This is a genomic window from Variovorax boronicumulans NBRC 103145 (assembly GCF_001591345.1).
Lineage (GTDB): Bacteria > Pseudomonadota > Gammaproteobacteria > Burkholderiales > Burkholderiaceae_C > Variovorax > Variovorax boronicumulans.
In genome coordinates, this window is sequence record NZ_BCUS01000165.1 from 1 (window position 1) to 11,267 (window position 11,267).

The 11,267-nt window shown below is 68.5% G+C and carries 11 protein-coding genes; 9 read left to right on the forward strand and 2 right to left on the reverse strand.

Annotation, left to right across the window (positions count from 1 at the left end):
* Window positions 1-179: 179 nt before the first annotated feature.
* Window positions 180-950: a PP2C family protein-serine/threonine phosphatase gene (locus tag VBO01S_RS28900; RefSeq protein WP_062481950.1), complete on the reverse strand. Its 771-nt coding sequence runs from the start codon at window positions 948-950 to the stop codon at window positions 180-182.
* 107 nt (window positions 951-1,057) lie between these two features.
* Here VBO01S_RS28900 and VBO01S_RS28905 point away from each other — a divergent pair, with 107 nt between their 5' ends.
* Together VBO01S_RS28905 and yoaA are read left to right on the forward strand one after the other, a co-directional pair.
* Window positions 1,058-1,264, forward strand: a complete 207-nt coding sequence (locus tag VBO01S_RS28905) for an HP1242/YdcH family protein (RefSeq protein ID WP_062481953.1) — start codon at window positions 1,058-1,060, stop codon at window positions 1,262-1,264.
* Window positions 1,261-3,342 (forward strand): DNA repair helicase YoaA, encoded by a 2,082-nt coding sequence (gene yoaA, locus VBO01S_RS28910; RefSeq protein ID WP_062481956.1) that lies wholly within the window; start codon window positions 1,261-1,263, stop codon window positions 3,340-3,342. Before VBO01S_RS28905 ends, yoaA begins: the two co-directional genes overlap by 4 nt.
* A 21-nt stretch (window positions 3,343-3,363) precedes the next feature.
* Here yoaA and VBO01S_RS28915 read toward each other — a convergent pair whose 3' ends face one another.
* A complete protein-coding gene (locus VBO01S_RS28915; protein ID WP_062481958.1) occupies window positions 3,364-4,173 on the reverse strand; it encodes an outer membrane protein assembly factor BamD in 810 nt (269 codons plus the stop codon).
* Window positions 4,174-4,196: 23 nt separating this feature from the next.
* Here VBO01S_RS28915 and VBO01S_RS28920 point away from each other — a divergent pair, with 23 nt between their 5' ends.
* The 7 genes from VBO01S_RS28920 to VBO01S_RS28950 form a co-directional block, all read left to right on the forward strand.
* Window positions 4,197-5,213, forward strand: coding sequence for an RluA family pseudouridine synthase (locus tag VBO01S_RS28920; protein ID WP_370682046.1), 1,017 nt, complete (start codon window positions 4,197-4,199; stop codon window positions 5,211-5,213).
* 128 nt (window positions 5,214-5,341) lie between these two features.
* On the forward strand, window positions 5,342-6,277 hold the full coding sequence (gene scpB / locus VBO01S_RS28925) for an SMC-Scp complex subunit ScpB (RefSeq protein ID WP_062481961.1): 936 nt from the start codon (window positions 5,342-5,344) through the stop codon (window positions 6,275-6,277).
* Window positions 6,274-8,118, forward strand: a complete 1,845-nt coding sequence (locus VBO01S_RS28930) for a pseudouridine synthase (RefSeq protein WP_062481964.1) — start codon at window positions 6,274-6,276, stop codon at window positions 8,116-8,118. The genes scpB and VBO01S_RS28930 overlap by 4 nt, the downstream gene beginning before the upstream one ends.
* A gap of 152 nt (window positions 8,119-8,270) precedes the next feature.
* Window positions 8,271-8,696, forward strand: coding sequence for a nucleoside-diphosphate kinase (ndk, locus tag VBO01S_RS28935; RefSeq protein ID WP_013542117.1), 426 nt, complete (start codon window positions 8,271-8,273; stop codon window positions 8,694-8,696).
* A 21-nt stretch (window positions 8,697-8,717) separates the two neighbouring features.
* Entirely contained in the window at window positions 8,718-9,887 is a 1,170-nt protein-coding gene (gene rlmN, locus VBO01S_RS28940; RefSeq protein WP_062481976.1) for a dual-specificity RNA methyltransferase RlmN, read from the forward strand.
* A gap of 4 nt (window positions 9,888-9,891) precedes the next feature.
* The gene (gene pilW / locus VBO01S_RS28945; RefSeq protein WP_062481979.1) at window positions 9,892-10,743 is read left to right on the forward strand and encodes a type IV pilus biogenesis/stability protein PilW; all 852 of its coding nucleotides are present in this window, start codon (window positions 9,892-9,894) and stop codon (window positions 10,741-10,743) included.
* Window positions 10,736-11,267, forward strand: a 532-nt coding sequence (locus tag VBO01S_RS28950; protein ID WP_169805101.1) for a helix-turn-helix domain-containing protein, incomplete at its 3' end; no start/stop codon positions are given. The genes pilW and VBO01S_RS28950, both read left to right, overlap by 8 nt.

The window sequence follows — 11,267 nt, forward strand, 5'->3', positions numbered from 1 at the left end:
CCCAGCGCCGCGCCGAAGCGCCGGCCGCGACCACGCGCTTCGAGGACAAGCAGAAGCGGGCCGCCGAACACCGTGCCAACCGCGAGCGCCAGAACGCCGAGCGCACCAAGCCGCGCGGTGCGCCGTTGCCACCGGCACCGGCGGCTTCCTCGCCCTGATCCTTGAAAGAGGGCGGGCGCTCAGGCCGCCGCGGGCAGCCGGTCGAGCTTGAGCACCGCGATCGAGATGTTGTCGCCCGTGCCGCGCGCACGGCGCCGTGCTTCTCCCACCAGGATTTCCACCGCATCGCGCGGCGGCTGCGCGTACAGCACGCTGGCCAGTTCCTCGGGTGAGAAGTAGTGCCACAGGCCGTCGCTGCAGGCCATCAGCAGGTCGCCCGGCTGCAGCTTGGCGATGTGGTGCGGATCGACGGGCGGCGGCGTGGTCGTCATGCCCAGGCAGCCCAGCAGGATGTTGCCCTGCGGATGGATGTTGGCCTCGGCCTCGCTGATCTGGCCGCGATCGACCAGCGCCTGCACGTACGAATGGTCGCGCGTGCGCTTGATCAGCGCACCGTCGTTGAAGTGATAGATGCGCGAGTCGCCCGCGTGGATCCAGGCGCAGTCGCCCTTGGGGTTCATCAGGAAGGCGGCCAGCGTGCTGTGCGGTTCCTGCTCGCTCGATAGCGCCGTGAGCTTGATCACCGTGTGGGCGTCTTCGAGCAGCTGGCGCAGCACGACGGCGGGGTCGTCGCGTTCGGGGCTGTAGCGGGTGAAGAGCTGGCGCGCGGTCATGAGCACCTGGTCGGACGCCTTGCGCCCGCCGCTGCGTCCGCCCATGCCGTCGGCGATGACACCGAGCACGCAGCCCGGCGTGCGAGGGTGGCTCATCAACAGCACCTGGTCCTGCTGGTAGGGGCGATCCCCCTTGTGGAGGCCGGTGGCGGCGGCGAGTCGAAAGCCTTGGGTCATGAGCGCTGGGGCGCCAGAGGCGCGCTTTCTGTCTTCTCTGGGGTTCGTGTCAGGACGTATTATCGAATGAACACGCGCGGCCCCATGCGGCACGCGCACCCCCACCGTTGGACTCCAATCTTCATTCCCTTTCCCGTCAGCTGATCGAGCTGCGCATTGCGCATGCCGACCTGGACGCCACCATCGACCGGCTCTCGGAAGACGGCACGCCGCAGGACGAACTGCTGATGCGCCGCCTGAAAAAGCGCCGCCTCGCCCTGCGCGACCAGATCGCCCAGCTCGAGAACGCGCTCGACCCGAAAGAACCGGCGTGACGTCGCCGCTCGAAAACCAGGTGCGCGATGCGTTCGCGCAGGACGGGGTGCTGTCGCAGGCCGCCGAGCAGTTCCGCGAACGCGGCGGCCAGACCGAGATGGCGATGGCCGTGGCCCGCACCATCTCCGACGGCGGCATGCTCGTGGTCGAGGCCGGCACCGGCGTGGGCAAGACCTTCTCGTACCTCGTGCCGGCGCTGCTGAGCGGTGAGCGCGTGCTGCTCTCGACCGCCACCAAGACCCTGCAGGACCAGCTGTTCGGCCGCGACCTGCCGCGCCTCGTCGAGGCCTTCGCGCTGCCGATACGCACGGCGCTGCTGAAGGGTCGGGGCAGCTACCTGTGCCTGCACCGCCTCGACATGGCGCGCCACGACGCCTCGCTGCCCGAGCGCGGCAGCCTGCGCACGCTGGCAAAGATCGAGCAGTGGTCGAAAGCCACGCGCACCGGCGACCTCGCCGAACTGCCGGGTCTCGACGAACGTTCGCCGCTGATCCCGCTGATCACCTCCACGCGCGAGAACTGCCTGGGCGCGCAATGTCCGCAGTTCAAGGCCTGCCACGTCAACCTGGCGCGGCGCGAGGCGCTGGCGGCCGACATCGTGGTCATCAACCACCACCTGTTCTTTGCCGACCTCGCGGTGCGCGAGACCGGCATGGCCGAGCTGCTGCCGACTGTGAGCGTCGTCGTGTTCGACGAGGCGCACCAGCTCAACGAGACCGGCGTGCAGTTCCTGGGCGCGCAGCTCGGCAGCGGGCAGGCGCTCGACTTCGCGCGCGACATGCTCGGCGCCGGCCTGCAGCATGCGCGCGGGCTGGTCGACTGGCAGCAGCTGGTGGCGGGCGTCGAACGCGCGGCGCGCGAACTGCGCTTGGTGGTCGGCAAGCAATGGCCGGGCGCCAAGCTGCGCTGGATCGGCCCCGCCCCCGAGGGCGTGAATGCCGAAGCCTGGCAAGGCGCACTCGACGACCTGCAGGACGCCTTCGTGCTGGCCGCCGACGGGCTGGACACGGTGAGCGAAATCTCGCCCGACTTCGTGCGCCTGCACGAGCGCGCGCGCCAGCTCGCCAAGCGCACGGCACGCTTCGCGCAGCCGTGCGAGCTCGACTCCGTGCGCTGGGTCGACGTGGGCACGCAGCTGCGGCTGATCGAGTCGCCGCTCGATATCGCCGATGCGATGCGCAAGCGGGTGCTCAAGCTGGCCGACGAGCCCGTGGAGTCCGACTTGCCCTATGGCGACGATGAGGAAGACCCCGAGCACGGCGCCGTCCCGCCGCCACCGCAGGAAGACAGCCGCCGCGCCTGGGTCTTCACCTCCGCCACGCTGGGCGACGACCCGACGCTGCGCTGGTTCACCGAACCCTGCGGCCTGCGCGACGCCGAAGTGCTGCGCGTGCAAAGCCCCTTCGACTACGCCTCGCAGGCGGCGATCTACGTGCCGCGGGCCTTTCCGAAGCCCAACGATCCCACGCACAGCCAGCAGGTGGCCAAGCTGGCCGCGCACGGCGCCGCCGAGCTCGGTGGGCGCACGCTGGTGCTGACCACCACGCTGCGCGCGCTGCGCACCATCGGCGACGCGATGCGCCAGCAATTCGAACTGCTCGAGACGCAGGCACGACCCGAGGTGCTGGTGCAGGGCGAGCTGCCCAAGCGCGTGCTCATGGACCGCTTTCGCGAAGGCGCCAGCAACGGGCGCGCGGGCTGCGTGCTGGTCGCGTCGGCCTCGTTCTGGGAAGGCTTCGATGCGCCGGGCGACGCGCTGCAGTTCGTGGTGATCGACAAGCTGCCGTTTCCGCCGCCCAACGATCCGCTGGTGGAGGCCCGCTCGCAGCGGCTCGAAGCGCAGGGGCGCAGCTCGTTCAGCGACTATTCGCTGCCCGAAGCGGCCGTGGCATTGAAGCAGGGGGCGGGGCGCCTCATCCGCCGTGAAACCGACAGCGGCGTGCTCGCAATCTGCGACACGCGCCTCGTGGCGATGGGCTATGGCCGGCGGCTGCTGGCGGCGTTGCCGCCGATGCGCCGGCTGGAAACCGAAGCGGATTTCGAGAGCGCGATCGACGCGCTCAGGAAACCCTATTGATATCTACCGGGAGGCGCTGGATTACCAGAGCTTCCACCAGGGGTCGGTGCTGCCCTTGAAGCCGTTCGCCAGGTAGGTGCTCTGCGGGTAGTTGGTGGTCAGCACGCGTTGTGCGTCGTCGCGCAGGTCCTTCATGCCGAGTGCGTCGTACGACTTCACCATGATGTACAGGGCTTCTTCGAGCGCCGGCACTTCGCGGTAGTCGGACAGCGCGATCTGTGCCCGGTTGATGGCCGCCAGGTAGGCGCCACGCGAGTAGTAATAGCGGGCCACATGAACTTCGTACTGCGCGAGCGAGTTCACGATGTAGTTCATGCGCTGGCGCGCGTCGGGCGCATAGCGCGACTCGGGGAAGCGCGTCACGAGCTCGCGGAAGGATTCGAACGATTCCTTGGCGGCCTTCTGGTCGCGCTCGGACAGGTCCTGGCGCGTCAGGAACGCGAACATACCCAGGTCGTCGTTGAAGTTGATCACGCCCTTCAGGTAGAGCGCGTAATCGAACGCCGGGCTGGCCGGGTGCAGCTTCATGAAGCGGTCGAGCGTGGCGATGGCGTTGGCCTTTTCGCCGGCCTTGTGCTGGGCGTAGGCCTTCTCGAGCTGGGCCTGCTGGGCCAGCGGCGTGCCGGCGGCACGGCCTTCGAGCTTCTCGTACAGCGGCACCGCCTTGTCGTAGGCGCCGGAGCCGACTTCGTCCTTGGCTTCCGAGTAGATGCGGTTGGGGCTCCAGTTCGCGGTCTTGTCTTCCTTGGTGGTGGAACCGCAACCGGCGACGAGAAGGGCCGCCGCGCTGAGCGCGATCCAGGCAGGGACCGATAATTTGGCGCGAAACATCACATACGGCTTTCGTGAAACAGTTGCCCTCAATTATATCGACCGACCCCCTGACCGATCCCCCGGAAGGGCCTGAACCTGAAGAGAGCGCCGATCTCGCGGAGCCCAGCGAGCTGCGGCCCTTCGCCATTGACCAAGCGCAGCACGGGCAGCGGCTCGACCGCGCCCTGGCGGCGCTGGTGCCCGAGTTTTCGCGCAGTTACCTTCAGCAACTCATTGAGGCCGGCGCCGTCGAGCTGCAAGGGCGCACGCTCACCAAGGTCTCTGCCACGGTGCGCGCGGGCCAGTCGGGGCGCATCGAGCTGCGGCCGACGCCCCAGAGCCAGGCCTTCCGGCCCGAGGCGATGGAGCTGGTCACGGTCCACGAGGACGAGCACCTGCGGATCATCGACAAGCCAGCCGGCCTGGTGGTGCACCCGGCGCCGGGCCACTGGAGCGGCACGCTGCTGAACGGGCTGCTGGCGCTCGACCCGAAGGCCGTGCTGCTGCCGCGCGCGGGCATCGTGCACCGCCTCGACCGCGACACCAGCGGCCTGATGGTGGTAGCGCGCACGCGGGCCGCGATGGACGCCATGGTGGCGCTGATCGCCGCGCGCGACGTGAAGCGCCAGTACCTGGCGATGGGCCACAAGGCCTGGGAGGGCGCGGCGGCGCGGCAGGTGGATGCGCCGATCGGCCGCGATCCGCGCAACCGGCTGCGCATGGCCGTGGTCGACCTGGAGCGCCATGCGGGCAAGACCGCGCGCACGCTGATCGAGCGGCTCGACAGCCACACCGACGGCTGTGCGGTGCGCTGCACGCTCGAAACCGGGCGCACCCACCAGATCCGTGTGCACATGGCGTCGATCGGTCATCCGCTGGTTGGCGACGCTCTGTATGGCGGCGCGCCCGCAGCGGGTCTGTCGCGGCAGGCGCTGCATGCGTTCCGGCTGGCGTTCGTGCATCCCGTCACGCAGCAGGCGATGGAGTTCCGTTCTCCGCCGCCGCCCGATCTGGCGCAGGCTTTGCAGACCTGGGGGCTGGATTACAATCGCGCCTGACGGCCCGAGGGCCGCGCCGGCCACCCGATGCCGGCCTTGCGTTGCACTCGCCGCGTGCCGGCAACGCCTACCCCTTCCATCCATCTGAACAAGCGTCGCCAGGCGCCTTTTTCCGGATAACGCGAACCATGAATACGGCGGATGCCAAGCGCATTCTCGAAACCGCCTTGATCTGTTCGAGCCAGCCGCTGCCGGTGCGCGACATGCGCGTGCTGTTCGACGACGAGCTGGGCGTGGACACGATCAAGGTGCTGTTGCTCGAACTGCAGGAAGACTGGGCGCAACGCGGCCTGGAGCTGGTGAGCGTCGGCAGCGGCTGGCGTTTCCAGAGCCGGCCCGAGATGCGCGATGCCCTCGATCGCCTGCATCCCGAGAAGCCGCCGCGCTACACGCGCGCCGCGCTCGAGACGCTGGCCATCATTGCCTACCGGCAGCCGGCCACGCGCGGCGACATGGAAGACATCCGCGGCGTCACGATCAACTCCCTGATCCTGAAGCAGCTCGAAGACCGCGGCTGGGTCGAGGTGATCGGCCACCGCGAAACCGTTGGCCGGCCCGCGCTCTACGCGACCACCCGCCAGTTCCTCGACGACCTGGGGCTGGCCTCGCTGGACCAGCTGCCGCTGGTGGAAACGCCCGCGCAGCAGGCGGCGCTGGTTGACGCACTGCAGCAGGCCGCGGGCGACCAGCCGGGGCTGCCGATCGACGGCGATGCGGCGGAAGAGGCCGTTGCGGAATCTGCAGAGCCCGCAGCGCTGGTGGATGGAGAAGAAGGTGTGCAGCCCGAACTCGCCATGGTCGATGCGCCGCCTGAGTCGGCTGAACTGGCGGAAGTCGTCTCGACCGATGCGGCGGAGTTTGCCGAAGAGGTGGTGGCGATCGCCGAGGCCGCCGAGCCCGTCGATGAGGCGCTGCCTGTGCCCGAGCCAGAAACCGGCGAGCCGCCCGCCGAACCCGAAGCGGCCGCCGCGCCCGAAGAACCCGAATCTGAGGTCCCGTCCCCCGCAGCGGACGAGACCGACCCCCACGACCCCCACGCTGTTTCTCCCGGAAAAACCCCATGAGCTCATCCGACACCGACGACGCAGCGATGCTGCCGGTCGAACCCGAAGTCAAGAAGCGGAAGCGGGCCGCCACGCCCAAGAAGGTGACGGAAGTTGCTGTCGAATCCGTCGCTGCGCCCGCAGAGCCGGCAGGGGGCGAAGCCGGGGAAGCGCCGAAGAAGCCGCGTGCACCCCGCAAGAAGAAGGTGGTCGAGGCTCCGGCTGCCGATGAGCAATTGGTGAGCGTGGCGGAAGTCGCTCCTGCTGCGGAAGCTCCCGCGACGGTCCAGCCCGATGTGGCGCCCGTGGCTGCGGAAGTGGTGGCAGCCGAGGCAGACGAGCCGGCGCCGGTCGAAGCACAGCGTCCCCAGATGTCCGACGAAGACCAGGACGACGACCGTGGGGACGACGAAGACGACGAGGAAGACGAGCCCGACGAAGAGGAAGACGACCTCGACCGCGCCCGTCGCGCCGCCGAGCGCGAGCAGCGCAATGCGCCGCCGACCGAGCCGATCCGTTTTGCCGACGTCATTTCCGGCCAGTTCGATGCCGACGAGGAAAGCCCCGAGGTGCCGCCGCTCAAGCGCGTGCTGCTGCCTGAGGCCGATTCGCCCAAGCTGCACAAGGTGCTGGCGCAGGCCGGCCTCGGGTCGCGCCTCGAGATGGAGCAACTCATCTTGCAGGGGCGCATCTCGGTCAACAACGAGCCGGCCCACATCGGCCAGCGCATCCAGTACGGCGACCAGGTCAAGATCAACGGCAAGCCGATCCGCTACCGCATCGCACCGCCGCCGCCGCGCGTGATCGCGTACCACAAGCCCGTGGGTGAGGTCGTCACGCACGACGATCCGCAGAACCGCCCGACGGTGTTTCGCAAGCTGCCGCGTCTGCAGCAGGGCAAGTGGCAGTCGGTCGGCCGGCTCGACCTGAACACCGAAGGCCTGCTGCTGTTCAGCAGCTCCGGCGATCTGGCCAACCAGCTCATGCACCCGCGCTTCGGCCTGGAGCGCGAGTACGCGGTGCGCGTGCTGGGCGCGCTCACCAGCGAAGAAAAGAAGAAGCTGCTCGAGGGTGTGCGCCTGGACGACGGCATGGCGCAGTTCGGCACCATCGAAGACGGTGGCGGCGAAGGCTCCAACTGCTGGTACCGCGTGACCATTTCCGAAGGCCGCAACCGCGAGGTGCGCCGCCTGTTCGAGTCGGTGGGCCATGCGGTCAGCCGGCTGATCCGCATCCGCTACGGCGCGATGGTGCTGCCGCGCGGTCTCAAGCGCGGTGCCTGGATGGAGCTCGACGAGCGCGACATCCAGGCGCTGTTCCAGGCTTCGGGGGGGGCGCAGGCGCGACCGGCGGGTCCGTCGCAACGCGGTCCCGGTGGGCCGGAGGGCGGCGGTCGCAATGGGCGGAACAAGAAGCGCCGCGGCAACAACAACCGCAACGGCGACATGGGCGGTGGCCAGCCGCGTGAAGCGCGCGGCGAAGCGCCGATCCCGAGTCCGCTGGGTGACGGTCGTCCGCCGCGCGGTGAGCGTGGAGGGCGCGGTGGTCCCAACCGGGGCGGTGGCAATGGTGGTCCGCCACAGCAGGGGCGCCGTGGCAACGCCGGTCCCGGCAACCGTCAGGGCGGCCAGGGGCAAGGGCAGGGCGGCGGTGGCAACCGGTCGGCGGGTGCTGGCGGTGGCGGCGGTGCGAACCAGCCCGATCCGATGAAGACCTCGCTCGGCTACATCGGTGCCGACAGCTTCTCGCGCCAGCGCAAGGAGCAGCGCGGCGGTCCGGGACGTCGCGGCGGTGGTGGCGGCTCGCAAGGCGGCGGTGGTGGCTTTGGCGGTGGTGGCGGCGGACGCCGTCGCGGACGCTGAAAGCCAGCCGTCGGAGCGCGGCCTTTCGCGGGGTTTTCACCAATCCCGGAGGTCGCGCCGGTTAAAATCAGAGGCTTTGTCGACGTGCCACGAAACAAACTCGTTGCAGTTGTGACAAAACACTTCAAAATCAAAGCTCAGGAAGCATTTCAATGGCTATCGAACGTACCCTTTCCATCATCAAGCCCGACGCCGTCGCCAAGAACGTCATCGGCAAGATCGTTTCCCGCTTCGAGGCTGCCGGCCTCAAGATCGTCGCCGCCAAGCTGGTTCACCTGTCGCGCAACGAAGCCGAGCAGTTCTACTCGGTGCACAAGGAGCGTCCCTTCTTCAAGGACCTCGTCGAGTTCATGATTTCGGGCCCCGTGTTCGTGCAAGTGCTCGAAGGCGAGAACGCCATCGCCAAGAACCGTGACCTGATGGGCGCCACGGACCCCAAGAAGGCAGCCGCCGGCACCATCCGCGCCGACTTCGCCGACAGCATCGACGCCAACGCCGTTCACGGCTCGGACGCGCCCGAAACGGCTGCCAACGAAGTGTCGTTCTTCTTCGCCGGCCTCAACGTCTACGCACGCTGAAGCCGTTGCTCGCCTGAATTCATGACCACAGCCAATCTGCTCGAATTCGATCTCGACGGGCTGGCTGCGTTCTGCGAAAAACTCGGCGAGAAAAAATTCCGCGCCACGCAGTTGTTCCGCTGGATCCACCAGCGTGGCGCCAGCGACTTCACCCAGATGACCGATCTGGCGAAGTCGCTGCGCGAGAAACTCGCAACCACCGCGCGCGTGGAGGCCCTGTCGGTCCTCACGCAGCATGAATCCAAGGACGGCACGATCAAGTGGCTGTTCGACGTCGGCGGCGGCGATGCGGTCGAGGCCGTGTTCATCCCCGAAGACGACCGCGGCACGCTGTGCGTGTCGTCGCAGGCCGGTTGCGCCGTGGGCTGCCGCTTTTGCTCGACCGGGCATCAGGGCTTCAGCCGCAACCTCACCACGGGCGAAATCGTCGCCCAGCTCTGGTTCGCCGAGCACTTCCTGCGCAAGCACCTGAATCGCAGCGAGCGCGTCATCTCCAACGTGGTGATGATGGGCATGGGCGAGCCGCTGCAGAACTACTCGGCGCTGGTGCCTGCCTTGCGCACCATGCTCGACGACAACGCCTACGGGCTGTCGCGCCGCCGTGTCACCGTGTCGACCTCCGGCGTGGTGCCGATGATCGACCGCCTGGGCACCGATTGCGCCGTGGCCATGGCTGTCTCGCTGCATGCGCCCAACGATGCGCTGCGCGACGACCTCGTGCCGCTCAATCGCAAGTACCCGATCGCCGAACTGCTCGAGGCCTGCAAGCGCTACCTCGTGCATGCGCCGCGCGACTTCATCACCTTCGAATACTGCATGCTCGACGGCGTGAACGACCAGCCCGAACATGCGCGCCAGCTGATCGAGCTCGTGCGCAAGCACGACGTCTCGTGCAAGTTCAACCTGATTCCGTTCAACCCGTTCCCGGCGTCGGGCCTGCTGCGCTCGCCGCAGCCGCGCGTGCTGGCCTTTGCCCGCACGCTGAGCGAAGCGGGCCTCGTGACCACCGTGCGCAAGACGCGCGGTGACGACATCGACGCCGCTTGCGGACAACTCGCCGGCGACGTGAAAGACCGCACCCGTGCGGCCGAGCGCATGGCCCAGCGCCGTGCGGCGGTGGCCGAGCGTCCCGTCGTTCTGCACCCGACCCGCGCCAAGACCCCCAAGACCACCGTTCCCCAGGAGCATTGACGCAATGAGCATGGCCTTTCCGACGACGACCGCGAGCGTGCAGCGAGTGCTGGGCGCAGGAATCGCGAGCGTCGCCGTGGCGCTTCTTCTCGCGGGCTGCGTCAACACGCGAACCACCACCACCGGGCTTGTCGGCAGTGGGGCCGACAGCGGCACCAGTGTCGTGACCGACGTCGACGAAAACAACCGTCGCCGTGCCCGCCTGCGGATGGAACTGGCGGCCGGCTACTTCGAGCACGGCCAGCCCTCGGTCGCCCTCGAAGAACTCAAGCAGGTGCTGGCCATCGACCCGAACTACGCCGACGCCTACAACCTGCGCGGCCTGGTCTACATGCGGCTGGACGACGCCGGCCAGGCCGAAGACAGCTTCCGCCGCGCGGTCGCGATCAATCCGCGCGACGCCAACACGCGCCACAACTATGGCTGGCTGCTGTGCCAACAGAATCGCTACGGCGACGCCGCGCAGCAGTTCGCCGCGGCACTGGCCGTGCCCAGCTATGCCGACCGTGCCAAGACGCTCATGACCCAGGGGGTCTGCGAGCTCAAGGCCGGCCAGCGGCCGCAGGCCGAGCGCAGCCTCCTGCAGGCCTACGAGCTCGACGCCGGCAATCCGGTGGTCGGCTTCAACCTGGCCTCGGTGCTGGCGCAGCGCGAAGAATGGTCGCGCGCGCAGTTCTACGTCCGCCGTGTCAACAACAGCCCCTCGGCCAATGCCGAGACGCTCTGGCTCGGCATCAAGATCGAACGGAAGCTCAACAACCGCGAGGCTGTCGCGCAGCTGGGCGGTCAATTGCAACGACGTTTCCCTCAATCGCGGGAGGCAATGGCGTACGAGCGCGGGAATTTCAATGACTGAACGGGTTTCGGAGTTCGGGACGTCCGCGGCGCTGCCGCTGGCAGAAGGCGACGTCGCGCACAAGACGGCCGGTGACATGCTGCGCGAGGCGCGCGAAGCGCACGGCCTGCACATCGAGATGGTGGCCGCGGCGCTCAAGGTGCCGCCGCAAAAGCTGATCGCGCTCGAGGCCGACGACATCGCTTCGCTGCCCGACCCGGTGTTCGCCCGGGCCCTGGCCAGCAGCGTGTGCCGCGCACTGCGCATCGATCCGGCGCCTGTGCTCGCCAAGCTGCCGGGCGCACAACGCGCACCGCTGGCCGAAACCAACCGCGCGCTGAATGCCCGCGTGGTCTCCGACACGCCGCGCTGGAACGGTGGGCGCTCCGGCGGCCTGCCGTCGCGCGCGCTGCTGACGGTCGTGGTGCTGCTCTTGATCGGCGCCGGCGTGCTGTTCTGGATGCCGCAGTCGGCGTTCGACCAGATCGGCGCCTCCGTCGCGCGGCTGACCGCAAAGAACGAGGGCGAGACCATGCCGCCGCCCG

Bases quoted from the DNA above. Each gene is read 5' to 3' on its own strand.
- VBO01S_RS28900 (WP_062481950.1), bottom strand. From the start codon at position 950: ATGACCCAAGGCTTTCGACTCGCCGCCGCCACCGGCCTCCACAAGGGG.
- VBO01S_RS28915 (WP_062481958.1), bottom strand. From the start codon at position 4,173: ATGTTTCGCGCCAAATTATCGGTCCCTGCCTGGATCGCGCTCAGCGCG.
- scpB (WP_062481961.1), top strand. From the start codon at position 5,342: ATGAATACGGCGGATGCCAAGCGCATTCTCGAAACCGCCTTGATCTGT.
- VBO01S_RS28930 (WP_062481964.1), top strand. From the start codon at position 6,274: ATGAGCTCATCCGACACCGACGACGCAGCGATGCTGCCGGTCGAACCC.
- ndk (WP_013542117.1), top strand. From the start codon at position 8,271: ATGGCTATCGAACGTACCCTTTCCATCATCAAGCCCGACGCCGTCGCC.
- rlmN (WP_062481976.1), top strand. From the start codon at position 8,718: ATGACCACAGCCAATCTGCTCGAATTCGATCTCGACGGGCTGGCTGCG.
- pilW (WP_062481979.1), top strand. From the start codon at position 9,892: ATGAGCATGGCCTTTCCGACGACGACCGCGAGCGTGCAGCGAGTGCTG.